The 25188-nt window shown below is 69.1% G+C and carries 22 protein-coding genes; 10 read left to right on the top strand and 12 right to left on the bottom strand.

What is annotated here, in order from left to right; all coding sequences use genetic code 11:
* From RVY76_RS14675 to RVY76_RS14635, 9 genes are all read right to left on the bottom strand, one after another.
* Positions 1-513 (bottom strand): RidA family protein, encoded by a 513-nt coding sequence (locus RVY76_RS14675; protein WP_317376999.1) that lies wholly within the window; start codon positions 511-513, stop codon positions 1-3.
* Entirely contained in the window at positions 503-1465 is a 963-nt protein-coding gene (locus tag RVY76_RS14670; RefSeq protein ID WP_317376998.1) for an ABC transporter ATP-binding protein, read from the bottom strand. Before RVY76_RS14670 ends, RVY76_RS14675 begins: the two co-directional genes overlap by 11 nt.
* A complete protein-coding gene (locus RVY76_RS14665; RefSeq protein WP_410796044.1) occupies positions 1465-2460 on the bottom strand; it encodes an ABC transporter ATP-binding protein in 996 nt (331 codons plus the stop codon). The genes RVY76_RS14670 and RVY76_RS14665 overlap by 1 nt, the downstream gene beginning before the upstream one ends.
* On the bottom strand, positions 2457-3572 hold the full coding sequence (locus tag RVY76_RS14660; protein ID WP_317376997.1) for an amidohydrolase/deacetylase family metallohydrolase: 1116 nt from the start codon (positions 3570-3572) through the stop codon (positions 2457-2459). Before RVY76_RS14660 ends, RVY76_RS14665 begins: the two co-directional genes overlap by 4 nt.
* A complete protein-coding gene (locus tag RVY76_RS14655; RefSeq protein ID WP_317376996.1) occupies positions 3573-4427 on the bottom strand; it encodes an ABC transporter permease in 855 nt (284 codons plus the stop codon).
* Entirely contained in the window at positions 4427-5368 is a 942-nt protein-coding gene (locus RVY76_RS14650) for an ABC transporter permease (protein WP_317376995.1), read from the bottom strand. The genes RVY76_RS14655 and RVY76_RS14650 overlap by 1 nt, the downstream gene beginning before the upstream one ends.
* A 55-nt stretch (positions 5369-5423) precedes the next feature.
* On the bottom strand, positions 5424-6920 hold the full coding sequence (locus tag RVY76_RS14645; RefSeq protein ID WP_317376994.1) for an ABC transporter substrate-binding protein: 1497 nt from the start codon (positions 6918-6920) through the stop codon (positions 5424-5426).
* Between the two features lie 999 nt (positions 6921-7919).
* On the bottom strand, positions 7920-9035 hold the full coding sequence (locus RVY76_RS14640) for a ParB/RepB/Spo0J family partition protein (RefSeq protein WP_317376993.1): 1116 nt from the start codon (positions 9033-9035) through the stop codon (positions 7920-7922).
* Positions 9036-9103: 68 nt separating this feature from the next.
* On the bottom strand, positions 9104-10504 hold the full coding sequence (locus RVY76_RS14635) for an AAA family ATPase (RefSeq protein ID WP_317376992.1): 1401 nt from the start codon (positions 10502-10504) through the stop codon (positions 9104-9106).
* Between the two features lie 688 nt (positions 10505-11192).
* Between RVY76_RS14635 and RVY76_RS14630 the strand changes: the two genes are divergently transcribed.
* Complete coding sequence (locus tag RVY76_RS14630; RefSeq protein WP_317376991.1) at positions 11193-12380, top strand: replication initiation protein; 1188 nt, start codon at positions 11193-11195, stop codon at positions 12378-12380.
* Here RVY76_RS14630 and RVY76_RS14625 read toward each other — a convergent pair.
* Both RVY76_RS14625 and RVY76_RS14620 read right to left on the bottom strand, forming a co-directional pair.
* Positions 12377-13249: a helix-turn-helix domain-containing GNAT family N-acetyltransferase gene (locus tag RVY76_RS14625; RefSeq protein ID WP_317376990.1), complete on the bottom strand. Its 873-nt coding sequence runs from the start codon at positions 13247-13249 to the stop codon at positions 12377-12379. The two genes, RVY76_RS14630 and RVY76_RS14625, sit on opposite strands and share 4 nt — an antisense overlap.
* Before the next feature lie 48 nt (positions 13250-13297).
* Positions 13298-14041 carry an SDR family oxidoreductase gene (locus RVY76_RS14620; protein ID WP_317376989.1) on the bottom strand — a complete coding sequence of 248 codons (744 nt, stop codon included), beginning with the start codon at positions 14039-14041 and terminating at the stop codon, positions 13298-13300.
* A 168-nt stretch (positions 14042-14209) separates the two neighbouring features.
* Between RVY76_RS14620 and RVY76_RS14615 the strand changes: the two genes are divergently transcribed.
* Positions 14210-14665 (top strand): hypothetical protein, encoded by a 456-nt coding sequence (locus RVY76_RS14615; protein ID WP_317376988.1) that lies wholly within the window; start codon positions 14210-14212, stop codon positions 14663-14665.
* Positions 14666-14688: 23 nt separating this feature from the next.
* Here RVY76_RS14615 and RVY76_RS14610 read toward each other — a convergent pair whose 3' ends face one another.
* The gene (locus tag RVY76_RS14610) at positions 14689-15324 is read right to left on the bottom strand and encodes a pyridoxamine 5'-phosphate oxidase family protein (protein WP_317376987.1); all 636 of its coding nucleotides are present in this window, start codon (positions 15322-15324) and stop codon (positions 14689-14691) included.
* A 77-nt stretch (positions 15325-15401) separates the two neighbouring features.
* On the opposite strand from RVY76_RS14610, the gene RVY76_RS14605 reads away from it, so the two are divergent.
* From RVY76_RS14605 to RVY76_RS14570, 8 genes are all read left to right on the top strand, one after another.
* Positions 15402-16823, top strand: coding sequence for a PLP-dependent aminotransferase family protein (locus RVY76_RS14605; protein WP_317376986.1), 1422 nt, complete (start codon positions 15402-15404; stop codon positions 16821-16823).
* A gap of 118 nt (positions 16824-16941) precedes the next feature.
* Complete coding sequence (locus tag RVY76_RS14600; protein ID WP_317376985.1) at positions 16942-17931, top strand: LacI family DNA-binding transcriptional regulator; 990 nt, start codon at positions 16942-16944, stop codon at positions 17929-17931.
* 120 nt (positions 17932-18051) lie between these two features.
* Entirely contained in the window at positions 18052-19398 is a 1347-nt protein-coding gene (locus RVY76_RS14595) for an aspartate aminotransferase family protein (protein WP_317376984.1), read from the top strand.
* Between the two features lie 22 nt (positions 19399-19420).
* On the top strand, positions 19421-21544 hold the full coding sequence (locus RVY76_RS14590; protein WP_317376983.1) for a N,N-dimethylformamidase beta subunit family domain-containing protein: 2124 nt from the start codon (positions 19421-19423) through the stop codon (positions 21542-21544).
* Between the two features lies 1 nt (position 21545).
* A complete protein-coding gene (locus tag RVY76_RS14585) occupies positions 21546-22283 on the top strand; it encodes a class II aldolase/adducin family protein (RefSeq protein WP_317376982.1) in 738 nt (245 codons plus the stop codon).
* Between the two features lie 60 nt (positions 22284-22343).
* Positions 22344-23327, top strand: a complete 984-nt coding sequence (gene dctP, locus RVY76_RS14580; RefSeq protein ID WP_317376981.1) for a TRAP transporter substrate-binding protein DctP — start codon at positions 22344-22346, stop codon at positions 23325-23327.
* Entirely contained in the window at positions 23324-23881 is a 558-nt protein-coding gene (locus tag RVY76_RS14575; protein ID WP_317376980.1) for a TRAP transporter small permease, read from the top strand. Before dctP ends, RVY76_RS14575 begins: the two co-directional genes overlap by 4 nt.
* Positions 23882-23890: 9 nt before the next feature.
* A complete protein-coding gene (locus RVY76_RS14570; RefSeq protein ID WP_317376979.1) occupies positions 23891-25168 on the top strand; it encodes a TRAP transporter large permease in 1278 nt (425 codons plus the stop codon).
* Positions 25169-25188 lie beyond the last annotated feature (20 nt).

Raw genomic sequence — 25188 nt, 5'->3', positions numbered from 1 at the left:
TCAGGCCGCCGCGACGCGGCCCGCGCCGTCCGTCGCCACCTCGAAGATCGCCTCGATCTCGACCGTGATGCGGTTCGGCAGCGATCCGACCCCGAAGGCCGACCGCGCATGGATGCCGTCCGCCCCGAAGACCTCGGCCAGAAGGTTCGACGCCCCGTCGATCACGAAGGGATGCCGCTCGAAATCCGGCGTCGCGTTGACCAGCCCCAGAAGCTTGACCACGCCCCCCACCGCGTCGAGCGATCCGAAATGGTCGCGCAGCGCCGACAGGATGTTGATCGCGACAAGCTCGGCATGCGCGCGCGCCTCCTCGGCGGTCACGTCGTCCCCGACCTTGCCGCGCTTGAGGGTGCCGTCGGCCTCGACCGGCCCCTGCCCCGACACGTAGGCCCAGCCGCCCGACACGCGGACGTTGCGGAACGACCCGATCGGCGACGGCGCGCGGCCGGGCAGTTCGAGGCCCATCTCGCGCAGGCGGGTTTCGGGGGTCTTTTCTTGGGCGTCACTGGGCATCCAGGGTCTCGATCCTCTTGCAATGGCTGAAATGGTTGGGGCCGACCGCGACGGGCGCGGGACGGCCCTCGGCGCATTCGGGCGCGGCATGGGCACAGCGGGTGCGGAACACGCAGCCCGATGGCGGGTCGAGCGGCGACGGGATGTCGCCCTTGAGCAGCTCGCGCTTGCGCTCCGCATGGGGGTCGGGACGCGGGATCGCGGAGTTGAGCGCCCGGGTATAGGGATGCATCGCCCTGTCGTGGACGGCGCGCGACGGCCCGATCTCCATCAGCCGCCCGAGATAGAGCACGGCGATCTGGTCGCAGAGATATTCCACCACCGACAGGTCGTGCGCGATGAACAGCATGGTGAGGTTGCGCCGCTCGCGCAGGTCGAGCAGCAGGTTCAGCACCTGTGCCTGGATCGACACGTCGAGCGCCGAGACGCTCTCGTCGGCCACGATGAATTCCGGCTCGAGCGCGAGCGCCCGGGCAATGCCGATGCGCTGCCGCTGCCCGCCCGAGAATTCGTGCGGATAACGGTCGAGGTGATCGGCCGCGAGGCCCACCTCCTCCAGCAGCGCCGCCGCGCGGTCGCGCCGCTCGGACCGCGATCCGACCCCGAACGCCTTCAGCCCCTCGCCGATCAGGTCCGAGACCCTCAGCCGCGGGTTCAGCGACGAGACCGGGTCCTGGAAGATGATCTGCATCCGCCGCCGCATCTGCCGCATCTCGGACGTGCCGAGCGAGTTGAGCTCGGTGCCGTCGAAGAACGTCCGCCCCGATGTGGGCTCGACCAGCCGCAGAAGGCTCCGGCCGAGCGTCGTCTTGCCCGACCCGCTTTCGCCGACCAGCCCGGTGATCGATCCGCGCGGGATCTCGAAGCTCACATCCTCGAGCGCGTGGACCGGCCCCGACGGTGTCTCGAACCGCTTGGTCAGCCCCTCGATCCGCAGAAGCGCCTCGGTCATCACACCACCTCCGGGTCGAGGATGCAGGCCGCGCGGTGTCCCGGGGCCTTCTGCCACAGCTCCACCGGCTCCTCGCAGCGCGGCCGCGCATGCGGGCAGCGCGGCGCGAAGGCGCAGCCGGGCGGCAGCGCGGTCAGCGGCGGCACGGTTCCGGGGATCGGGACGAGCCGCGTGCCCTCCTCGCGCTCGGGTACGGGGATCGAGGACAGGAGCCCCTGCGTGTAGGGATGCGCTGTATTGTCGAAGAGCGCGTTCACCCCGGCCTGCTCGACCACGCTTCCCGCATACATCACGGCCACGTCGTCGGCCATTTCGGCGACCACGCCCATGTCGTGCGTGATGAACAGGATCGACATGCCCCGCTCGGCCTGCAGCCTGCGCATCAGATCGAGGATCTGCGCCTGGATCGTCACGTCGAGCGCGGTGGTCGGCTCGTCCGCGATCAGCAGCCTGGGGTTGCAGATCATCGCCATCGCGATCATCACCCGCTGCCGCATCCCGCCCGACAATTCGTGCGGATAGGATTTCGCGCGCGAGGCCGCGCCGGGGATCTCGACCAGTTCCAGCATCTCGACCACGCGGGCCTGGCGCTGGCTCGCATCGAGCCGTTCGTGCAGCAGCAGCATCTCGCCGATCTGGTCGCCGATCGTGAAGAGCGGGTTCAGCGACGACATCGGCTCCTGGAAGATCATCGAGATCTCGGGCCCGCGAATGCCGCGGAACCCCCGCGGGCCGAGCCGCGCCAGATCCGTCACCTCGCCGTCGCGGCGGCGATAGGAGAGCTTGCCCTTCAGGATCGCGCCCGAGGGCGGCAACAGCCCCATGAGCGCGAGCGAGGTGACCGACTTGCCCGACCCGCTCTCGCCCACGAGGGCGAGCGTGCGCCCCTGCCCCAGCGTGAAGCTCACGTCCCGCAGGGCGGCGAGCCTGCGCCCGCCGCGCCCGAAGCCCACGCTCAGGCCCGAGACCTCGAGGATCGGGGTCTCGTCCGTCACGGGATGCGCCGCGCCGCTGGCTGCATGTCGCCGCCCATGATCGTCGCGCGCGGCTCGAACACGCGGTCCATCACCATCGAATTGCCCTGGCTGTCGAGCACCTCGATCGCCGTGTCGGCAAGGTCGAACGCCGTGAAGTCGGCAAGCTGGCCGGGCGTCGCGCCCTCTGCCCCGCCCAGCCCGAGGATCGAGCGCGGCGCGTTGGTGCTGGCCTCGACCACGTCGTCGAAGGGCAGCCCCACGGCCAGCAGCTTCGACATGGTGTTGGCCATGTCGTAGACCGGCGAGACGATCGACACGCGGTGCAGGTCGGTCGAGATCGAGAACGGCCGCAGGCCGTCGGCGATCGACACGCGCGCCGTCTCGAAGTTGAACGACGCGCCCCCGTGGCCGATATCCATGCGGATGCCGCGCGCCGCCAGCTCCTGCGCCTGCGCGAACAGGGCGGGAGTGTCGCGGATCGACCCGGCGGGCTTGCCGTTGAAGCAATGGGTGACGATGTCGCCCTCGCTCAGGATGTCGAACACCTCGTCGATCAGGGGGGGCGGCTCGCCCACATGCACCATCAGCGGCAGGTTCGTCATCTCGGCCACGCGCTTGGCGATCTTGGCGGGCGTGATGCCCCAGCTTCCCACGATGACGCCCGAGGCGCGCACCTTGATGCCGCAGATCACGTCGCGGTTGGCCTCGATCACGGCCAGCGTCCGGTCGATGTCGATCGACCGCCAGTCGATCAGCTCGGGCACCCGGTTGCACGCCACCAGACCGATCGACCCGATGTTGAGGAACGCCTTGATCGTCTCGGCGCTCGGGTCGATGACGTATTCGCGCAGGCCGTGAAAGCTCGCCTCGCCGGCCGATCCGGCATCGGCCATGGCCGTCACGCCGGTGCCGCGTCCCGCCTCCGCCGCGCGGATCGAGATATCCGTGCCGCCATGCCAGACATGGACGTGCAGGTCGCACCAGCCGGGCGACAGATACGCGCCGTTCAGATCGACGACGCGCGCGCCGGGCGCGGCCTCGGCCGCCACGCGGCCGTCATCGCCGATATGGATCCGCTCCGGCGCGGGGTCCATCGCCGCGGGGCGGAAATTCGTGAGGGTCAGCGCCATTCAGGTCTCCTTGGCAAGTCTCGGGTCGAGCGCATCGCGCAATCCGTCGCCCACCAGCTGCAGCGACAGGACCGACAACGCGATCGCGATTCCCGGAAAGAGGATGAGGAAGAAGGCGGTGTCGATGAACTGCCGCCCCTCGTTCACCATGATGCCCCAGGTCGGCGTCGACGGATCGACGCCCACGCCCAGGAAGGACAGCCCCGCCTCGGCGAGCATCGCGTAGGCGAAGATGAACGTCGCCTGCACGAGGATCGGCGACAGGATGTTCCTCAGCACATGGGTCAGCATGATCGTGTGCGTCCGCGTCCCGAGCGCGCGGGCCGCCTCGACATAGGGAAGCTCGCGGATGACGAGGGTCGAGGCCCGCACGATCCGCGCGATCCGGGGCGCATAGACCACCGACAGCGCGAGGATCACGTTCGTCATCGTGCCGCCGAAGATCGCCACCAGCGACAGCGCCAGCAGGATGTCGGGAAACGCCATCATCGCGTCGATCAGCCGCGACAGCGGCGCGTCGAGCCAGCGGAAGAACCCCGCGACCAGACCGATCGCGATGCCGATGACCGACGACAGGGCCGCGACGCCCAGTCCGATCGTCAGCGAGGTCTGCCCCGCGATCAGCAGCCGCGCCAGAACGTCGCGCCCGAACGCGTCCGCGCCCAGCGGGAACTCCGCCCCCGGGGGGGTCAGCCGGCTCCGCACCGACATGCCGCCGGGCTCCACGATCCCCAGAAGCGGCAGCGCGAAGCACGCGATCGCGATCACCGCGAAGACCACCAGCGCCACGACCGTCGAGGGCCGCGAGAACAGGATCACCCGGAATCCCGGAGGGCTCGATGCCGTTGCAGCCATCAGTACTTCACCCGTTTGTCGACCGCGAGATAGAGCAGGTCCGTCGCGAGGTTCACCAGCACGTAGAGCGTGGCGACCACGATCAGCGTGCCCTGGATCACCGGATAATCCCGCCTGAGCACCGCGTTGACGACCAGGTTGCCCATGCCCGGCAGGTTGAAGACCCGCTCGGTCACGACCGCGCCCGCCACCAGCAGCGCGAAGGTCAGGCCCACCACGGTGATGATCGGGATGCCCGCGTTCTTGAGGGCATGGCGCAGCACGACGCGCGCCTCCGACATGCCCTTGGCCCGCGCGGTCCGCACGTAATCCTCGCCCAGGATGTCGAGCATCGAGGCCCGCGTGAACCGCAGGATCAGCGCCGAATTCGTGATGCCGAGCGTGATCGACGGCAGCACCAGATACCACATCCGCGTGCCGAAGGACGCCCCCGGCCCGCCATAGCCCGAGGCCGGGAACCAGCCCAGATCCGTGGCGAGGTATCGCTGGAAGATCAGCCCGGTGAGGAAGCTCGGCACCGATGCGGCCAGCATCGCGGTGCTGATGGAACTCTGGTCGATCGCCGATCCGTGCCTGTAGGCCGCGAAGATCCCGATCGGCGTCGCGATGATCAGCGCGAAGATCAGCGAAAAGAGCGCGAGGAATATCGTGGGCTCGGCCCGGCTCGCCAGCACCTCGGTCACGGGCCGGTCGAAGAACAGCGACCGCCCGAGATCGCCCTGCACCGCGTTGCCGAGGAAGGTCAGGTATTGCGACAGGATCGACGCGTCGAGGCCCAGCCGCGCGCGCAGCGCCACGACCTCCTCGGGCGTCGCGTCCGGCCCGAGCATCAGCGCCGCCGGATCGCCGGGGGCGAGCCGCACCAGCACGAAGGCGATGGTCAGCACCAGGAAGATGACCACCACCATGCCCAGCAGACGGTTCAGAAGATATCGCGTCATGAGATCCTGTCCCGTGAGGCCGCCGCCGGGGCCCCTGCCCCGGCAGCCGCCCGCATCATTCCGGCAGCTCGGCGTTCCAGAAGGCCGGCCACGGCGACGGTGCCACGCCCGTCATGCCCCGCCTCTGCCCCTGCAGCGCGTTGAAGTTGCCGATCTTGATGATGCCCACATCCTCGTAGGCCATCTCCTGCAGCTCGCCGAAGATCTCGACACGCGCCTCGGGGTCCGTCTCCGAGGTGAAGCGGTCGAGGATCTCGTTCTTCTCGGGGTTGTCCCACCCCTCGCGCGCGCTCGGGAAAAGGCTCGAGATCAGCGCGGGCTCGGGCAGGAACGGCGAATGGGTTATGTAGATGTCCCACAGGGCCGGGTTGTCGCGGTTCTGCGCCAGCGTCGCCCAGTCCACCACGTCCATCTCGACCGTGAAGCCCGCCATCTCCAGCGCCATCTGCGCCACTTCCGCCATGCGGTAGTGGAACTCGTATTGCCGCGAGGTCAGGATTCTCAGCGGCTGGCCGTCATAGCCCGCCTCTTCCAGATACTGCCCGGCAAGCTGCTGGTCGTTGATGTTGTAGAGCTCGGTGCCGGCCTCGGTGTGCCACTGCCAGCCCTCGGGGTAATAGGCCCCGTCGGTCTGGAAGAACATGTCGTTGCCGAAGGCTGCGAACAGCATGTCGTCATAGGGCAGCGCGGCCTGCACGGCCTGGCGGATCTTCAGATCCGTCATCAGCCCTTCCTTGTGGTTGACCGCGAAGACCGGCCAGCCGAACGGCTCCAGCAGGACGGGCTCGGCCGTCTCCGAGCCGTCGATCCGGTCATAGGCCTCGGTGGCGAGGCTGTCGGCGAAATCGAACTGCCCCGACAGCAGGCCCTCGACGCGGGTATTGGTGTCGGGCACCGGGACGAAGCGGATCTCGTCGGGGATCTGCTCGCGCGGGGCCGACCCTTCGGGCTGTGTGTATTCCTCGAACCGGACGAGCTGGGTGTACTGGTCGGGCTCGTGCGCCTCGAGCTTGTAGGGACCGGTGCCGATCACCTGCTCGATGCTCGGGGCGACGATCTCCTCGGGATAGATCGCGGCGGCCGAGTTCGAGAAGGCCAGCAGCGACAGAAGCGGGGCATAGGGCTCCGACAGGGTAATGGTGACCTCCGACGGGCCCGATGCCTCGACGCCCTCGACGAGATCGGCGATCGCCATGCCGCGGCTCGCCACCTCCAGCCAGCGGTCAAGCGATGCGACCACGTCGTCGGCATCCATGGTCGATCCGTCGTGGAACGACACACCCTCGCGCAGCGGGATGGTATAGGTCAGGCCGTCCTCGGCGATCTGCGGCATGTCGGCGGCCAGAAGCGGCACGACGGCCCAGCTCTCGTCGAAGGTATAGAGCGTCTCGACGAAGTGCTGCGTCACGATGCTGACCACGTCCTTGGTCGAGATCATCGGATCGAACGTGTCGGGCTCCCCGATGATCGCGACGTCGATCGTCCCGGCGGCGAGGACCGGCGACGCGACGAGCGCGAGCGCGGTCGAAAGGCGTAGGCGTGTAGCGGACATGACGACTCCCTATGTTCCATTATTATAAACTATAGTTCGTGATTAAGATATTGCGAAGAGAACGCCTCGTCTGTCAATAGCCTTCCTTCACCCTCGCTTTGCCCGCCTGCCCGATCCCCGCCGCTCCGCGTCCCGGACCCCCTATCCGACCGCAAGGCCCCCTGCCCCGCCGACGGCTTTCCGCCCCGCGCGCCGGTCGCCCACGCCCTCGCGCCCGGCCCGACCGCCATCGCCACGTGGCATACCCGGCCTCCCGAACCGCCCCGATCCGCGCCCGTTCCCGACCCGGCAATCACCGTTCGGACAGTTCGGAATATGTCAGGAGGTTTCGCCGCGAAACCTGACCTCTGTCAGGTATCTCGCTCCGCAGCCCGGTTGGACGGCAAAGTCACCGTTCGGCATGTCAGGAATTTCTCAAAAGGTTTCGCCGCGAAACCTCCGGCACATTCTCAAGCGCCTCGGGACAAGGATGTCGGCAGGCCCCCGCACCGCTCGCAACGTAAACGGCACCTTCACAGGTTTCGCGGCGAAACCTCCCGCATCAATGGATGAAGCCATCCAACAGCGCCCACGCCACTCGGAGACCACCGTCCGCCACGCCAACCTGTTCGCAAGAGGTTTCGCGGCGAAACCCACCGTTCGAATTCGACCAACCGCCGTCCGGTCTTCACCCCGCTATTCCCGACGCACGGACAGTCCATGACTGCTTTACAGGTTTCGCCGCGAAACCTCCGCCCCGATCTCAGGTCCGGCGCTCGACCACTCCATCACCGCCCGCAGCATACATCCCGTCGAGATGTTTCCTCATCCTCGGAGGCTTCCGAACCACGTCCCGAGCCTGACAGCATCCCCACCCGCAGGTTTCGCGGCGAAACCTCGACCCGCCCCGCGACACCCGACCCATCCCGGATCTCGCCCAAAGAAAAAGCCCGCGGTCTGACGACCACGGGCTTTGAAATGTCGGATTGGTTGGACGCGCCGGTTTCGCGGCGAAACCTCCTAGGGCTGGTCAAAGAGCCGGGCAAGCTCCTCCATCGCCGATTCCATTAGCGTCCGGTCCACATTCTTGCCCCTCAGCTTCAGGACATGCGCACCGTTGTCGTAGCCGTATTCGATCGACACGCCGCTCGACAGGACCATCCTGTCCCGCGTGACCCACCGCGCCCCCGGCTCCGGTGCCCGCGGACGACCGCCCCGGTCGGGCATCGCCATCTCGTTATCCTCGACATCCGCAATCGCCGGCTCGAGCAGTTTCCACTCCTCCGGACCGCTGCTGGCCGGGCCCAGATCCAGCGCCTCGCGCAGCCGTGCCTGTCCGCCATGCCGCAAGGCCTGGGCCAACTTCAGGCCGTCCTTCTCGCGCAGGCTTTCGCCGTGCGACAGCATATCCCCGAGTTCCTCGTGGATCAGCGCGAAGGCCCGGATCTTGGACCGCTTGGCTTTCGACGCGCTCGCGAACAGGACGTTCACCGCCTCCTCGACCGTGCCGAACAGACCCTGCTGCATCCCCACGGCGGCGATCCGGCCGCGTTCGTAATGGGTCAGCTGGGCGCGGATCTCGTTCTCCTCGACCATGGCGACCAGCGCGCCGCCCATCTCGTCGGGGTTGCGGATGATCGCGCGGATCGTGGCACCGGTCTCGAGACCCTGCTCGGCATGAAGCTCGCGGATGGCCCTGAGCCGGCGATAGCCCGAGATCAGTCCGTATCGCCGCGGACCCGCATCCTCGCCCTGATCGAAGACCTCGATCGGCAGCCGCAGACCGTTCGACATGATCGACCGCTTGAGCTCGGCCATCTCCTCGGGGTCCATGATCGTCCGGTCCCGGACCATCACCGCCTCGTCGATGGAGCCGGTCGGAAGCTCGACCATCAGACGGCCCTCGGCGGTCGCCACACGCAGCAGATCGGCGTCGCGGCGGTCGCGGGCCTGCACCTGCCGAAGGTCCTGCGGCAGCGGCTGGCCCGCCACCGCCGCGTCGCGGGCGACCTGCGCGATCGGGGCCATCGAGGGCGAGCTGGCGCTGTCGCGGCCGGTCCGCTCGGCGGTGAATTCCTCCTCGAAGCGGCTCAGATCCTCGGCGCTCGGGGCGCTGATCTTACGACGTCTCGCCATGGCGTCCTCCTATAGCGATGCGGCTGGAAGAGAGGTTCGGGGTTTCGCCGCGAAACCCTGTGCAAGTCTCAGCCATCGGTCGAACCCTCCGGGGCTTCTCCGGCCATTTCCAGTTCACGCCACCACGACCCCAGGATCAAGCCCTTCACCTCGGCCCATGTTCGGTCGAAGGTCTCGCGGCCGCGGACATAGGTGTCGCGGTTGAACTCGCGGTAATCGGCCTCGTAAATGCCGTTCACCTGCTCGCCGGCCTGGCCGACCATGGCCGTCACATCCTGCCGGAAGGTCGTCATCAGGTCGCCGAAATAGGCCTGGATCACGTTGGCGAGTTCGGTCTGCTGGGCCGCGTCGAACCGCGTGATGATCGTGCGGACCGCATCCCATTCGAAGCGCATTTCGGGCAGACCGTCGCGGGCCCGGACGCGGTTCTCGCCATCCTCGATGGAGGCGAAGGTCGAATAGAGCATGTCGAAGAACCGACCGGTGGAATCGAATTCCAGAAAGCTCGCCCCCAGAGGGATGAGCAGGATGTCGGCGGCGGCCAGCGCGTTGATCGTGAGATAGCCGAGGGCAGGCGGCGTATCGATCAGGATGATGTCGTAATCCTGCAGGAAGGTCTCGCCCTCGAGCGAGTTGGTGAGGGCGTCCCAGAGGGGCCAGGATTTTTCCTGCATCCGCCAGACGGGGACCTGGAACTCGGCCCAGTAAAGATTGAGCTGGGCACCGATGAGGTCGATATTGGGCCAATGCGTGCGCTGGACGAGGTTTCGCGGCGAAACCCCGAGAGCCTCGGTCAGGGTCTCGTCGAGGGGCAGGGTGGGATCACCGGCCGCAGAGCGAACGCGATTTTCATTCTCGACATGCCGGGCGAAATCGCGGGCGAGGAGGGGGAAGGCGGTCTGCCATTCATCGGCCACCTTGCCGCCCATGATCGAGGTCAGGGAGCCCTGACTGTCGAGGTCGATGACGAGGACCTTGTAGCCGTCGAGCGCGGCCGACATCGCCAGATGCGCGCAGGTCGAGGTCTTGCCGACGCCGCCCTTGAAATTGGCCACAGCCAGGACCTTGGCGTTGAGCCCCTCGGGACGCCAGGGACGGTATTCGCGACCCTTCGCCCCCTCGGCCGCGAAGTGGTCGCGCAGGACCATGACCTCTTCGAGGCTGAACCACTTGGAATTGCCGTCGCCCTTGCCCTGGGGCAGGTCGGGATGCGCCTTGAGCACGCGGCGGAAATGGGCCGAGGCCACGGGGATGAGATAGCGGCAGACCTCCCACGTGGAGAAGAGGCGGAGCCGCTTGGTGCCGTCGGGGGCGTGGCCGCCGCGGGCCAGCTCGTCCCGGCCGCGGGCCGCGAAGGTCGCGGCCTTGGCGAAGCGGGCCGTATCGGCGGGCTGGTTGAGGCTGCGCGCGGCGCGTGCCGGGTCCAGACCGAAAAACGGGGGGAGGTCGGGTTTGCCTGTGGATGTCATTCTCTCTTGCCCATATGCGCGTGGTTTGCGTCTTTGGGAGAATGTATCGCACATGAACGCCCTCCGGGGAATCGGAGAGGGGCGTTTCGTCACGATATTCCATGAATTTCACGGACACGGAACAGGGTGGTTTGAGGAATTGTAATGGACTTTAAGGACTTTCGGTCCTGATTATTCTATATTCGTCAATAGGTTAGAGGAATTTCGGGGCCCATCCACGGGAGCAAAGGTTCCCGTTCACGGGAGGAAGGGGCCCCGAGACCGGGCGGAGAGGCGCCGATTCGCGGGATGGGGCCGATTTCGCCGTTCCACATCCGAGACTTCGGGCGAACCGGGCCGGGAACCGCACCTCCACGCGGACCCCCTCCCGCAAACGGGCACCTTTCGGCCATCCCCGGGACCGTGCCGGGCGCTGAGGCACCCGTTTACGGGGAGGCCTCAACGGCGGTTGCGGGGGCGGAAGGGCGCATAGGTGCCCGTCTGCGGGAGGGCGCGATTGCCGCCGGAGGGCAGAGACGGGAGCAAAGGTATCCGTTTACGGGAGGGGGTCCGCGCGCCCTCGGGCACCCGGAAAGAGGATTGCACGAGGGTTCCTTTCGGGGCACCCTTCGTCGTGAAGAGGAGACGATCCCGACGGAGAATCGGGGCGGCCTCGACAGGCAGGATGCCGGAGCGAGAGGGCAGTGACATGATCGAGGATATCCCGCGCGAGCGGTTGACCGGACCGCTCAGGCGGGACGCGGTGAAGAAGCACGTGGCGGCGATCCACGTGTCGGGACGGCTGAGCCTGTTGCAGCGCAAGCTGTCGAACGTTCTGCTGCTCAATGCCTACGACATGCTGGGCGAGCAGGCGGTGTTCCAGATCGACGCCAAGACGCTGTCGCTGATGGTGGGCTACAATTCCAACGATACCGAGACGCTGAAGACCGCGCTGAGGGGGCTGGCCGAGACGATCGCGGAATGGGACATGCTCGACGAGAAGGGCCGCCAGGAATGGGGGGTCTCGTCGCTGCTGAGTTTCGCGACGCTGAAGGAGGGGGTGTGCAGCTATGCCTATTCCCCCGCGCTGGCCGAGAAGCTGCGCGACCCGAAGGTCTTTGCGCTCATCAACCTCAACATCCAGCGGCGGTTCACCAGCGGCCATGCGCTCGCGCTCTACGAGAACTGCTATCGTTTCGTCAGGACCGGATCGACGGGGTGGTGGCCGCTCGAGACGTTCCGGCGGCTGATGGGCGTGAACGACAGCGCCTATTACGAGACGTTCAAGCACCTCAACGCCAAGATCATCAAGCCGGCGGTGGCCGAGGTCAACAAGACGTCGAACATCGTGGTGACGCCCGAGACGCGCAAGCGGGGCAGGGCGGTCACCGATATCCGGTTCCTGATCGAGAAGAACCCGCAGCTCGCCATTCTCGATCTCGACGACGGGACGGGCACGCGCAACGCGCCGGTCTACGAGCGGCTGCGCGCGATCGGGATCAGCGACCGGCTGGCGCGGCAATGGATCGGCGAGCATGGCGAGGCGGCGGTGACCACGAAGCTCGCCTATGTCGAGGGGCAGGGGGGCGTGCGGCATCCGGCCCGCTATCTCGCGGCCGCGCTGCGCGACGATTACCGGACCGTGCCCGAGGACGCGGAGACGGTGCCGGCCCCGCAGGAGGCGAGCGCGCGGTCGCGCAGGCTGCGCCGGGTGAGCGAGCTGGTGGCCGCCCGCACGCCCACGCAGAGGGATGCCGACAAGCGGCTCTTCATGGCGCGGCTCTCGCCCGCGGACCGGGCCGATTTCGAGCGGCACGGATGGATGTCGCCGATCTGCCACGAGGGGATCTGCGACTTCTGGTCGGAACTGGTGCCCGACGCGTTCGAGGACGCCTAGAGGGACTTTTCGAAGAAGAGATCGGGGTAGGGGTCGTCGTTGTAGCGCGCGATCTCGTGCCAGCCGGAGGCGCGGTAGAGGGCGGCGGCCTCGGTCAGGGCGGAATTGCTGTCGAGCCTGAGGGTGGCGAGGCCGAGCGCGCGGGCCGCATCCTCGGCCCCCTCCATCAGGCGGCGGGCGAGGCCCTGCCCGCGGGCGGAGGGCGAGACCCAGAGGCGCTTGATCTCGCCCGTCGTGCCGCCCGTGCCCTTCACCGCGACGCAGCCCACGGGCAGGTCGTCGGTGCGCGCCAGCAGGAACGCCCCCATCGGCGGCGAGAGGGCCGCGACCTCGACCCGGCCGGCCAGCGCGGGGTCGTAGCCGGTGCCGAGGCGCGTGGCGAGATCGGCGTAATAGGCGTCGAGGCAGCGGATCGCGTCGGGATCGTCGGGGGCGACGGTCTCGATCCGGGGGGCGGGGCCGAGCGCGGTCGCCACGAGATCCATGGCGGCGAGGATGGCATCCGCGTCGCGCCGCCCGTCGAGCAGGGTGCGGGCATGGTCGTCGGCCAGGCGTTCGTAGGCCGCGAATTCGGCCTCGCCGGCCTCGGTCAGGAAGGCGATGCGGGCGCGGGCATCGACGGGATCGGGCGCGATGGAAAGAAGGCCCTCGGCCTCGAGCGCGCGGAGATGGCGGGCGAGGGCGGCCGAGTCGATCGCGAGGAAGGCGCGCAGGTCGGCGACGCGGGCATGGCCGCGGCCGATCCCGTTCAGCACCCGCGCGACCCCGAGCGGACGGCCCCGCCCGAGGAAGGCATCGTCGAGAAGCCCGAGGGCGGAGGTAACGGCGCGGTTGAAGCGGCGGATGCGGCGGGAGGGCTCGAAGGTCATGATACCTGCCGCGTGTCAGGTAAATCCGACCGCGTCAAGCGGCAGGCCTCAGCGGCCGCCGCCGAGGTCGACGAGGCTGCCCGAGACGTAGGAGGCGGCGTCGGAGACGAGCCAGAGCACGGCCTCGGCCACCTCGTCGGCGGTGCCGGCGCGGCCCATGGGGACGGCGGGCATCAGCTTCTCGACGCGGTCGGGAGCCCCTGCGGCGGCGTGGATCTCGGTGTCGATGAGGCCGGGGCGCACGGCGTTGACGCGGATCCCCTCGGGGCCGACCTCGCGCGCGAGGCCCTTGGTCATGATGTCCATGCCGGCCTTGCTGGCCGCGTAATGCACCCATTCGCCCGCACCGCCGAGTTCGGCCGCGCGCGACGAGATGTTGACGATCGACCCGCCCGCGCCGCCCTTCGCGGTCGACATGCGGGCAATCGCCTCGCGGGCGACGAGGAAGGCCCCGACGAGGTTGACCTCCATCACGCGCCTGAGATCGGCGTCGGTCGTCTCGGAGACGGGGCCGCGCCTGCCGGTGATGCCCGCGTTGTTGACCACGACGTCGGGCGCGCCGAGCGCCGCGTCGCATTCGGCGAAGAGGCGGAGGATGTCGTCCTCGCGGCCGGTATCGACCTGCAGGGCGAGGGCCGTGCGGCCTTGGGCGCGGATGTCGGCGGCGACGCGGTCGGCCGAGGCCTGATCCCGGGCATAGCCCAGGCAGACGTCGAAGCCGCGCCGGGCGGCGAGGCGGGCCACGGCCGCGCCGATCCCCCGGCTTCCTCCGGTCACGATCATTGTGGGCATGGGCGGTCCTCCTCCGACGGGTGCGGAATCCACGCTGCGCCGGGCGGGCGTGGGGATCAAGGGGCGGCGGTCGCGGAAGGCTGGCGGTGCCCGACGGGGAGCCGTAGCATCGCGCCACGGGCGACGCGGCGATCGCGCGTCGGTACGGGAGAAGGGAAGGGGAGACCGATGCGTGTTGCGATCCGGGCCGGACGGGCCCTTCTGCCGATGCTTCTGGTCCTCGGGCTGTCGGGCTGCGCCATGTTCCTGCCGACCCCGGCGAAGAGGGCGTTCGTCGAGGTGGACCCGGCGATGCCCAATGCCCTGCTCATGGACAGGGTCGTGGGCGTTCTGGAGGAGAACCGGCTGCTGAACTGTTCTCTCCGAAACGATACCCCGCGATGCGCAATCGGCTGGTGGGACGGCGAGGTTGAGCGCCTCGATCGCGAGGAGGGGATCCTCGAGCTGGGCCAGTTCTCGAAGGTCTATACCAATACCGTCGGGCAAAGCGCGAGGTTCCGCCGCACGTCCCACGATACTCTGGAAATCACCGTGAAAGGCCAGGGAGCGTATTACGGCCCGATGCCGAACCTCGCCGTCGCGAAAAGCGTGGCGCGCCTGATCGAAGAAGACCTGCGGCCCTGAGCCGGGATCGGGCCGGGGCGCGCTCAGGCGAATTTCCGGCGCGCGGCGGCGAGGGAGGCGGGCTCGGGCGCGTCGTCGGGGGTGTCGCCGTCGCGCTCGCCCGCGCCGAGGGCGGTGACGACGGGCAGCACGCCCCCCCAGCTGCCGGTGCCGAGATCGGCGGGATCCTCCTTGGGCGGGCCGCTGCGGGACTTGGCGGTGGCATGCTCGATCTCGATCGCGACGACGCCGGTGGCCTTGCGCTCCTGCGCGGTCATGGGGCGGATCTCGCCGCTGCGGCCGGGCAGGAGGTGATCGGTGATCGCGTCGAGCGCGGCGTCGAGTTCGTCCCCCTCGACATGGCGGGCGGTGCCGTGGATCACGGCCGAGCGGTAATTGACGGAATGGTGGAAGCCCGAACGCGCGGCGACGATGCCGGTCAGCATGGTGACGGTGAGGCAGACCGGCACGCCCGCGAGCCGGGCGATCCGTGCCTTGGACGCGCCGTGTATATAGAGTGTCGATCCGCGCCGCGCATAGGCCATGGGAATGACCATTGGGCGATCCTCGGACACGAAGCCCACATGCGCGACGAGGCCGGTATCGAGGATGGCGTTCACGGCAGAGGTCTCGGGGGTCGATCCCTGTGGTTTGCGGGGGCGGGCGTAGCGGGGGGTCATCGCGTCTCTCCTCGGGCTTGACTGCGGACCGGTTAGGGCGCCTGACTGGTCCGCAGAAAGATCCAGTTCGGGACAAAATGACAAAGCCACTTTCCCTGCCGCTGATCTGCCGTCCCGACCGAGAGGGGGAGGAGCCGCTGGCCGTGCAGCTTTATCGCGATCTGCTGGCGGCGATCCGCGACGGCAGGCTGGGGCAGGGCCACGCACTGCCGTCGAGCCGGGCGGCGGCGGGGGAGCTGGGCCTCGCACGGTCGACGGTGACGGTGGCCTACGACCTTCTGCGGGCGGAGGGCGCGATCGAGATGCGGCGCGGTGCGGCCCCGCGCGTCGTCACGGCACCCGTCGCGCCGGGCCCGGCGGTGGCGATGGTGCCGCGGGCGGTGTCGGGACGGGGCGCGCGGATGGCGCGCAACCCGCGCCGCGAGACGGGTCCCGCGCAGGGCGTCATGGCCCCGGGAGAGCCCGACGAGGGGCTGTTTCCGGCCGACGAATGGGCGCGGGCGCTGCGCCGCGCGGCCCGCCGGCGGCACGGGGGCGCGTTCGCCTATGCCGAGCCCTGGGGGATCGCGCCGCTGAGGCGCATCCTTTCGGAGCGGCTGAGGGCGGATCGCGGCATCGCAGCCGAGCCGGACCGGATCGTGGTGACGACGGGCACGCAGGGCGGCCTGTCGCTGATCGCGCGGCTGATGACCGAACCGGGCGAGCGGGCGGCGATCGAGGATCCGGGCTATCTGGGCGCGCGGGTGGCGTTCGAGGGGGCGGGGCTGGTGCCCGTTCCCGTGCCGGTCGATGCCGAGGGGATCGTGGTCGAGGCGGTCCCGCGCGACGTCCGGCTGGTCTATCTGACGCCGTCGAACCAGTATCCGACGGGCGTGCGGCTGTCGCATGCGCGGCGCGCGGCGCTGGTGCGGACGGCCCGCGAGACCGGGGCGCTGATCCTCGAGGACGATTACGACAGCGAGTTCCTGTGGCGCGGGCGCGAGATCGCGGCGCTGTCGGCCGAAGCGGGCGGGGGCGAGGCGATCCATTTCGGGTCGGCCTCGAAGGTGCTGGCCCCCGCGCTCAGGATCGGGTGGATGGTCGTGCCGGGGGATCTGGTCGATCCGGTCCGCGCGGCGCTGCGCAACCAGGGGCTGATGGCCAACCTGCACGCGCAATGGGCGCTGGCCGAGATGATGGAGAGCGGACGCTACCGCGCGCAGGCCCGGCGCATCGCGCGCGCCTACGAGGGGCGGGGCCGCGCGCTTTGCGAGGCGCTCGGGCCGATCGGGGGGCTTTCGGTGCGCCCGCCCGATGGCGGCGTGCAGCTTGCCGTGCGGTTCGACGACGGCCGGTCGGAGGAGGCGGCGATCCATGCGCTGGGGCGCGGGGGGTTCCGGCCCGCGCGGCTCTCGGCCTATTGCATGGAGGCCGGGGCGCGGGGGCTGGTCGTGGGCTTTGCGGATGCGACGCCCGAGCGGATTGCGCGGTTCGCCCGCATCCTCGGGACGGATGGATGAGCGGCGGCAACGCGCGTTCGGGATCCGGGGCGATCCGTGTTACATTCCGGGTCGAAGGATCGTTCGCGCCGGCCTGGCCCCGGGCCGCGGGACCCCGCCCCATCGTCGCGGAACGGGAATGCAGAAACGGATCACGCAAAGAGACGTCGCCGCGCATGCGCGGGTGAGCCAGGCGGCGGTGTCGCGCGTCATGGGCGGCCACGGCTATGTCGCGGGCGAGGTGCGCGAGCGGGTGCTGCGCGCGGCCGAGGAGATCGGCTACCGCCCCGACCCGGTGGCGCGATCGCTCATCACCGGGCGGTCGGACATCGTGGCGGTCGTGGTGGGGCATGTGGCGAACCCGCTCTTTCCGCAGATGCTGGGGACGCTGACCGCGCGGCTGCGGGCGCAGGGGCAGAGGGTGCTGCTGTTCAACGCGGCGCCGGGGCAGGAGATCGACGAGCTTCTGCCAGATGCGCTGAGATACCGGCTGGCGGGGATCGTCATCCTCGCCGCCGAGCTGCACAGCCGCGCGGCCGCGATCTGCGCCGCGGCCGAGGTGCCGGCGGTGTTTCTCCACCGCTATCCCGAAGGGGGCGGGGTCCCGGCCATCGCCTGCGACGGGGTGGCGGGAGGCCGCGCGGCGGTGGGCGAGCTGGTCCGGACGGGGTGCCGGCGGATCGCCTATGTGGGCGGATCGGCCACGTCCTCGCCCGACCGCGACAGGCGGCGGGGATTCGCGCTCGGCATGGAGGGGGCGGGGATCGCGCCGGTGGCGTGCCTCGACGGGGCGTTCACCTACGATTGGGGCGCGGAGGCGATGCGGATGCTGATGCGGTCGGTGCCGGGCATCGACGGGATCTTCTGCGGCGACGACGTGATCGCCTGCGGCGTGATGGACGCGGCGCGCCACGAGCTGGGCCTCGGCATTCCCCGCGACCTGTCGGTGATCGGCTTCGACGACGTGCCGCAGGCGGCGTGGTCGTCCTACGATCTCACGACGATCCGCCAGCCGCTCGACGCGATGATCGGGCGGGCGATCGAGGTGCTGGGCGCGGCGGAGCCGGGGGCGCGGGGGGTCGAACTGGTCGCGGGATCTCTCGTCCGCCGCGCGAGCACGCGGGGCTGACCGGATTTCGGGCAGCGCCACGGCGATGCGCGGGACGGCCGGAAACTGCGCCTTGACGTGGAGGCAGGTCGTCCGGCTAAGGTGTGATTACGTATTCACACCAGGGATCGGATGTCCGCCATGTCAGCGCTTCTCAAGGTTCAGGTGAACAAGCGGCACAAGGTCGTCGATCGCGGCAAGGGCGTGTGGCTGTGGGATACGGAGGGCAAGGATTACATCGACGGGTCCTCGGGCGCGATGGCGGCCAATATCGGCCACGGCGTCGAGGAGGTGGCCGACGCGATGTCGGCGCAGGCCCGCAAGGTGGCCTTTGCCTTTACCAACCAGTTCACCAACGCGCCCGCCGAGGAGCTGGCCCGGAGGCTTGCGGATCTCGCGCCGGGGGATCTGTCGCAGGTCTTCTTCGTCAACAGCGGATCGGAGGCGTCCGAGCACGCGCTGCGCCTGTCGCTGCAATACTGGAGAGAGCAGGGGCGTCCGGGCAAGACGCGGTTCATCAGCCGCGAGCGGAGCTATCACGGGATGACGATGGGGGCGCTGTCGCTGTCGGGTCATGACGGGCGGCGCGCCGATTACGGGGCCTACCTGCACAAGATGCCGGGGGTGCCCGCGGCCTATGCCTATCGCTCGGACTGGGGGACGCTCGACCCCGGGGCGCAGGGCGAGGCGGCGGCGCGCGACTGGGACCGCGCGATCCTCGAGGCGGGAGCCGAGAACGTGGCGGCCGTGATCCTCGAGCCGATCGTGGGGGCCGCGGGCGGCGCGCTGGTCCCGCCCGAGGGATACCTGCGTCACGTGCGCGAGATCTGCGACCGGCACGACGTGCTGATGATCGCCGACGAGGTCATCACGGGGATGGGCCGGACGGGCGACTGGTTCGCCTGCGGCCACGAGGGGATCGTGCCCGACATCCTGACGACCGCCAAGGGGCTGAGCGCGGGATACGCGCCGATGGGCGCGGTGATCCTGCGCGAGCACGTGGCGGAGGCGCTGCGGACGGGCAGCGGGGCCTCGCCCTACGGGCACACGTTCTCGGGCAATCCGCTGGGGGCCGCGACCTGCCTTGCCGTGCTGGACTTCATGGAGCGGCACGATGTGCTCGGCAACGTGGCGGCGCGCGGGCGCGAGATCGAGGACGGCCTGCGCGCGCTGGCGCAGCGATACCCGCACATGGCCGACGTGCGGGGCAGGGGGCTGCTCTGGGGGTTCGAGTTCGTGATGGACCGCGAGACGCGGACGCCGCCGCCCGCCGGGTTCAACGCCACCGGTCGCTTCGTCGAGGCGTGCTGGGAGGAGGGGCTCGTCATCTATCCGGCGGGGGTCGCCCCGCTCAACAATGCATGTCTCGTCTCTCCGCCGCTCGTCATCACGGCGGAGGAGGTCGAGGAATTGCTGGCCCGGCTCGACCGGGCGCTGCGCGTCATGGAGACCGCTCTTGCGGATCTCGCGGACGCGGTGCCATCCTGAACACGTCCCAAGAGGAGAGACCATGACATCCGCCGTGCCGCCGCTGAGCGGCTATCTCGACCGCCTGTCCGCCCGTCCGGGCGAGACGCTCGCCCTCAAGGCCTCGAGCCACGAGGCCGGAACAGTCTCGGCCCGGATCGTCCGCATCTGGAACGCCGACCTCAACCCCGAGGGGATGGGGATGCGGATCGAGGACGCGCCGGGCATCGCCCCGATGGAGTTCCCCGCGCGCAACCAGGAGGTCCGGCTGGGAAGCTGGGGCTGGGCCCCGGTCGGCGGGCTGTTCGACCGGGACCGCGTGACGGTCGAGCTGAGGGTGCAGCCATGGCTGCTGCGCGAGAGCGCGAGCGCGCTGCTCGACCTCCAGGACGGCGGCGGCGAGAGCATCTGGACCCTCGCCATCGACGAGGGGGGCGTGACGCTCGGCGGGATCAGGGCGGGCTTCGCGCCGAAGCGCAAGGTCTGGTACGACCTGCGCGTCGAGCTCGACCGGGCGGCGGGCCATGCCCGGCTGCAGGTGGCCGCGATCGATGGCGGGCAGGAGGCGTCGGGCGAGGGTGCGCTCGACTGGAGCCCCGACGATGCCGGGCGGCTCTGCCTCGCGGCGCGGCCGGGCAAGTCGGCGACCGGAATGCTCTTCAACGGGCGGCTCGAGGATATCCGGGTGCGCGACGCGGGCCCCGGCACCGCGCTCAGGGCGTTCTGGGATTTCAGCGTCGCGATGGGCAGCCCCGGCATCGTCGATACCGGGCCGCTCGGGCTGCACGGACGGCTCGTCAACCTGCCCGCGCGGGCGGTGCGCGGATCGCGGTGGGACGGGACCGAGATGGCGTTCACCCACGCCCCCCGGCAATATGCCGCGATCCATTTCCACGAGGACGATATCCACGATTGCGGCTGGGAGACCGATCTGGAGATCGCGCTGCCCGAAGGGATGGAGAGCGGCGTCTACGGCGTGGCGATGAGCCAGGGCGGGGCCGAGGACATCGTGCCGTTCTTCGTGGCGCCGCCGAAGGGGACGCGCAACGCGCGGGTCTGCTATCTCGCCTCGACCTTCACCTATGTCGCCTACGGCAACCACGCGCGCGGCAATCTCGACGAGACGATGAAGGCCCGGATCGAGGGCTGGGGCACGCCGCGGGGGCCGGACGAATATCCCGGCTTCGGCACGTCCACCTACAATTACCATCCCGACGGGACCGGGCATTGCTTTTCCTCGCGGCTGCGGCCGCTTCTGACGATGCGGCCGGGTTTCGTGACCTTCGCGGTCCACGAGGGGTCGGGCCTGCGGCATTTCCCGGCCGACGGGCATCTGGTGGAATGGTTCCGCCGCAAGGAGATCGCGGTCGATGTCGTGACCGATCACGACCTGCATCGCGAGGGGCTCGACCTGATCGCGGGATACGACGTGGTGCTGACCGGGTCGCATCCTGAATACCACACGACCGAGACGCTGACCGCGCTGCGCGACTACACGCGGCAGGGCGGCAATCTCTGCTATCTCGGCGGCAACGGCTTCTACTGGAAGATCGCGGTGAGCGAGGCCTGGCCGGGCGTCGTCGAGATCCGCCGGGCCGAGGGCGGCATCCGCGCCTGGGCCACCGAGGCGGGCGAGGGGCACAACATGCTCGACGGGATGTATGGCGGGCTCTGGCGGCGCAACGGACGCGCCCCGCAGGAGGTGGGCGCGGTGGGATTCTCGGCGCAGGGCCTCTTCGAGGGGTCGCCCTATGCGCTGACGGAGGCGGCGGGCGACCCCGATCACGCGTGGATCTTCGAGGGCGTGGATGAGGACCCGCTCGGGGATTACGGGTTCTCGGGCGGGGGCGCGGCGGGGTTCGAGCTCGACCGCGTGGACCCCGCGCTCGGAACGCCCGAGGGGACGGTCGTGCTGGCCCGGTCGTTCGGGCACGGGCCGAGCTTCGTCCCCGTGCCCGAGGAGATGCTGACCCATATCGCGACCGTGACGGGCGAGCCGCCCAAGGACCTCGTCCGGGCCGAGATCGCCCATGCGCGGCTGCCGGGCGGCGGGCAGATCTTCGCGACCGGGTCGATCACCTTCTGCGGGTCGCTGCCGTGGAACGATTTCGACAATGGCTGCTCGCGCATGCTCGAGAACGTCGTGCGCCGGTTCGGAGGGCTTTGAGATGGAAGAGACCGAGGCCGAGCTGCGCCGCGACCTCGCGGCGGTCTTCCGCGCGATGGGGGAGCTCGGCTTCACCGAGCAGATCGCGGGGCACAATTCCATGATGCTGCCCGAGGAGGCGACGGACGGGGAGGCGATGTTCCTCATCAATCCGCGGGGGCTGCATTTCTCGGAGGTGCGGGCGTCGGACCTGCTGCTCTGCAAGCTCGACGGGACGGTCGTGCGGGGCGAGGGGGAGCTGAGACGCGTGGCCTTCCATATCCATGCGCGCATCCACCTGCGCCATCCGGGCGCGCGCTGCGTGCTGCACACCCATCCGCAATACCTCACGGCGCTGTCGCTGATCGAGGGGGGGCGGATGGGCTTCGCGCATCAGAACGACATGGCCCTGTCGGAGCGCATCGCCTACGACGACGAGTTCGGCGGCATCGCGCTGTCGGAGGAGGAGGGCGACCGCATCGCCGACAAGCTGGGCGACCGGACGATCCTCGTCATGGCGAACCACGGCGTGACGGTGGTGGGCCCGACGATCCACGACGCGTTCGACGAGCTCTACATGGCCGAGCAGACCTGCAAGTACCAGATGACGGCGCTGGCGGCGGGTGGCACTCTGCGAAAGCTGCCCGAGCAGTTCCGCATGCGCCATCGCGGGCCCTGGTCGGACCATTTCGACGCGCGGCTGCATCTCGACAGCTGGCGGCGGCGGCTCGACCGGGCGGGGTCGGATTACGCGCAATGAGACGGGCAGAAGCCCGCACCGAGACCAGAAAACGAAAAAACCAACAGCGAGGATGACGATATGAAACTTTCCACGATGACATCGGCGGTCGCGGCGCTCGCGACGACCACGAGCCTCTGCGCGCCGGCCTTCGCGCAGGACAATGTCGAGGCGACGTTCGGCATCCTCTTCGGGCCGACCGTGCCCTTCGTCGTCTGCGGGACGACACCCATGGTGGAGGAACTGGCCGATGCCGGGTTCGACATCAACGTGGTCCATTCCGCGCAGCTCGGCTCCGAGAACCAGATGGCCGAGCAGGTCTCGTTCGGAGAGCTGGAGATGGCGGTCATCACCTCGTCGATCTTCGCGGCGTGGATGGACGACATCTCGGTGCTGGAGGCGTATTACCTCTACGACAACGTGGACCAGGTGATGGAGGTCTACGAGACGCCGACGGCGCAGGCGCTGCTCGACGAGCTGATGCAGGTCGCCAACGTGCGGGTCATCGGGTCGCCCTGGCTCTATGGCACGCGCAACGTCTTCGGCAACCGCGAGATCCGCGAGCCCGCGGATTTCGAGAACGTGCGGATGCGCGTGCCCGAGACGCCCGTCTCGATCGAGGGGGCGCGGTCGCTGGGCGCGCAGCCGACGCCCGTCGCCTATTCCGAGCTCTACGTCGCGCTGCAGCAGGGGATCGTGGACGTGGCCGAGGCCCCGATCCCGATCATCGGGCTCGAATCCTTCGACGAGCCGGCGGATTACGTGATGATGACCAAGCACCTCATCACCGCGATGCCCTTCGTGGTGAGCGAGGATTTCTGGCAGAGCCTCGACGAGGATCACCAGCAGGCGCTGACGGATGCGGCCACCGCGGCGTCCGAGCGGGTGCGCGACTGCGTGGCCGAGGCCGAGGAGGAGACCCTCGCCGGCTGGAAGGAGGACGGCGCGGTCACGGTGATCGACGATCTCGACATCGACGCGATCCGCGAGAAGTCGCGCGCGCATTTCTCCTCGGGGCTGCCCTATTCGGAAACCTACGTGCAGCTGCGCGAAGACCTCGAATGAGCGCAGGCTCCGCACCGAGAGAGCAGGACGCGGCGGGAGCCGCGTCCACCGAGATGCCATGGGCGCTGCGCTGGCTCGACCGGCTGGAGGAGGGGATCAGCGTGGTCTGCCTCGCCATCGTGCTGGGCGCGGTGTCGATGCAGGTCATCGCGCGATACGTCTTTCAGGCGCCGCTCTTCTGGGGGGACGAGCTGGCGCGCTACAGCTATGTCTGGATGACCTTCGCGGCGGCGACCTTCGTGACGGGACGACGATCGCACGTGACGATCGGCCTGTTCGACGCGCGCCTGCCCGAGCGCTGGCTGCGGCTGATGGAGGCCTTCGCGCAGCTGATCGTGGCGATCACCTGCATCTGCCTCGTCGTCTTCAGCTACAGCTGGTTGCAGCGCACGGCGGTGCCGCGATCCTCGGCGCTGAGGATGCCGATGATCTATCTCTACGGCAGCGTCTGGCTGGCCTTCGGGATCATGGCGCTGCACAGCCTGCTGCATGTCTTCTACGTGCTGAGCGGACGGGTCGCCCCGGTTCCGCCCGGTGTCGACGCCCACGAATAGGACCCGCGCATGGAGCTTCTTCTCATCCTGGGCGGCATGGCCGTCCTCCTCGTCCTGCGGGTGCCGGTGGCCTTCGCGATGCTGCTGCCCTCGCTCGCCTATATCGGGATGTCGCCGCGCATCTCGATGGGGGTGGGGGTGCAGCGCGTCACCGCGCTGCTCGACAGCTTTCCGCTGCTGGCGGTGCCGCTCTTCATCTTCGTGGGGTTCCTCGCCAATGCGGCCGGTCTGGCCGACAAGCTGATCAAGGCGCTGCTGGTCCTGACCGGCAAGGTGCGCGGGTCGCTGGCCTATGTGAACGTGAACGCCTCGCTGGTCTTTTCGTGGATGAGCGGCTCGGCCCTCGCGGATTCGGCCGCGCTCGGATCGGTGCTGGTGCCGACGATGCGCAAGAACGGCTACGATCCGAACTTCGCGGCGGCGATCACGGCGGCCTCGTCCACGATGGGGCCGATCATGCCGCCCTCGATCGCGGCCGTCCTCTATGCGGTGCTGACCGGCGCATCGGTCGCGGCGACCTTCTTTGCGGGCGTGGTGCCGGCGCTGCTGATCTTCGTCGCGCTCACCGTCTATATCTATGTCTATGCGCGCAACCGGACCGAGCTGAAGGTCGAGCCGATCCCGCGCGAGGAGGCGGTGCGCACGCTTCTGGGCGCGCTGCCGATCTTCTTCGCGCCGGTGATCCTGCTGGGCGGGATCCTGGGCGGGATCTTCACGCCGACCGAGGCCGCGGCGGCGACGGCGATGTATCTGCTGATCCTGTCCTTCGTCTGCCGGTGGCTGACGCTGAGGGGCCTCTACCAGACGCTTGCCCAGACGGCGGCGACGACGGGCCGGGTGATGATCATCGCGAGCGTCGGCGCGCTCTTCGCCTATATCCTCGCGCGCGAGCAGATCCCGCAGCAGGCGGCGGGGTTCCTGATCTCGCTGACCGAGAACCCGATCCTGTTCCTGCTGCTTCTCAACATCTTCCTGCTGCTCGTGGGGATGGTGCTGGAGCCCGCCTCGGCGCTGCTGGTGACGGTGCCGATCTTTTACCCCATCGCGCAGGAATACGGGATCGACCCGATCCATCTGGGCGTGGTGGTGATCTTCAACCTGACGCTGGGGCTGATGACGCCGCCGGTCTGCCTGGTGCTGCACATGCTGGCGCAGGTCGGCAACCTGAATTTCGGCGGCGTGCTGCGGGCGACGGTGCCGTTGCTGGTCATCCTGTTCGGGGTTCTGCTGGTCGTGACCTACGTGCCGGCGCTGACGCTGACCCTGCCGCGACTGCTGGGGTTCTGAGGTCGGGCCGCGCCGCCGGA

It is taken from the genome of Palleronia sp. LCG004, assembly GCF_032931615.1.
In the GTDB taxonomy this organism is placed as follows: Bacteria; Pseudomonadota; Alphaproteobacteria; order Rhodobacterales; family Rhodobacteraceae; genus Palleronia.
The sequence above is the reverse complement of the archived record's forward strand: the minus strand, read 5'-3'. Positions and strand labels throughout refer to the sequence as shown.

What these genes read in the sequence shown, in the direction of transcription:
- RVY76_RS14675 (WP_317376999.1), bottom strand. Translation starts at nt 513, where the DNA reads ATGCCCAGTGACGCCCAAGAAAAGACCCCCGAAACCCGCCTGCGCGAG.
- RVY76_RS14670 (WP_317376998.1), bottom strand. Translation starts at nt 1,465, where the DNA reads ATGACCGAGGCGCTTCTGCGGATCGAGGGGCTGACCAAGCGGTTCGAG.
- RVY76_RS14660 (WP_317376997.1), bottom strand. Translation starts at nt 3,572, where the DNA reads ATGGCGCTGACCCTCACGAATTTCCGCCCCGCGGCGATGGACCCCGCG.
- RVY76_RS14655 (WP_317376996.1), bottom strand. Translation starts at nt 4,427, where the DNA reads ATGGCTGCAACGGCATCGAGCCCTCCGGGATTCCGGGTGATCCTGTTC.
- RVY76_RS14650 (WP_317376995.1), bottom strand. Translation starts at nt 5,368, where the DNA reads ATGACGCGATATCTTCTGAACCGTCTGCTGGGCATGGTGGTGGTCATC.
- RVY76_RS14645 (WP_317376994.1), bottom strand. Translation starts at nt 6,920, where the DNA reads ATGTCCGCTACACGCCTACGCCTTTCGACCGCGCTCGCGCTCGTCGCG.
- RVY76_RS14640 (WP_317376993.1), bottom strand. Translation starts at nt 9,035, where the DNA reads ATGGCGAGACGTCGTAAGATCAGCGCCCCGAGCGCCGAGGATCTGAGC.
- RVY76_RS14635 (WP_317376992.1), bottom strand. Translation starts at nt 10,504, where the DNA reads ATGACATCCACAGGCAAACCCGACCTCCCCCCGTTTTTCGGTCTGGAC.
- RVY76_RS14630 (WP_317376991.1), top strand. Translation starts at nt 11,193, where the DNA reads ATGATCGAGGATATCCCGCGCGAGCGGTTGACCGGACCGCTCAGGCGG.
- RVY76_RS14625 (WP_317376990.1), bottom strand. Translation starts at nt 13,249, where the DNA reads ATGACCTTCGAGCCCTCCCGCCGCATCCGCCGCTTCAACCGCGCCGTT.
- RVY76_RS14620 (WP_317376989.1), bottom strand. Translation starts at nt 14,041, where the DNA reads ATGCCCACAATGATCGTGACCGGAGGAAGCCGGGGGATCGGCGCGGCC.
- RVY76_RS14615 (WP_317376988.1), top strand. Translation starts at nt 14,210, where the DNA reads ATGCGTGTTGCGATCCGGGCCGGACGGGCCCTTCTGCCGATGCTTCTG.
- RVY76_RS14610 (WP_317376987.1), bottom strand. Translation starts at nt 15,324, where the DNA reads ATGACCCCCCGCTACGCCCGCCCCCGCAAACCACAGGGATCGACCCCC.
- RVY76_RS14605 (WP_317376986.1), top strand. Translation starts at nt 15,402, where the DNA reads ATGACAAAGCCACTTTCCCTGCCGCTGATCTGCCGTCCCGACCGAGAG.
- RVY76_RS14600 (WP_317376985.1), top strand. Translation starts at nt 16,942, where the DNA reads ATGCAGAAACGGATCACGCAAAGAGACGTCGCCGCGCATGCGCGGGTG.
- RVY76_RS14595 (WP_317376984.1), top strand. Translation starts at nt 18,052, where the DNA reads ATGTCAGCGCTTCTCAAGGTTCAGGTGAACAAGCGGCACAAGGTCGTC.
- RVY76_RS14590 (WP_317376983.1), top strand. Translation starts at nt 19,421, where the DNA reads ATGACATCCGCCGTGCCGCCGCTGAGCGGCTATCTCGACCGCCTGTCC.
- RVY76_RS14585 (WP_317376982.1), top strand. Translation starts at nt 21,546, where the DNA reads ATGGAAGAGACCGAGGCCGAGCTGCGCCGCGACCTCGCGGCGGTCTTC.
- dctP (WP_317376981.1), top strand. Translation starts at nt 22,344, where the DNA reads ATGAAACTTTCCACGATGACATCGGCGGTCGCGGCGCTCGCGACGACC.
- RVY76_RS14575 (WP_317376980.1), top strand. Translation starts at nt 23,324, where the DNA reads ATGAGCGCAGGCTCCGCACCGAGAGAGCAGGACGCGGCGGGAGCCGCG.
- RVY76_RS14570 (WP_317376979.1), top strand. Translation starts at nt 23,891, where the DNA reads ATGGAGCTTCTTCTCATCCTGGGCGGCATGGCCGTCCTCCTCGTCCTG.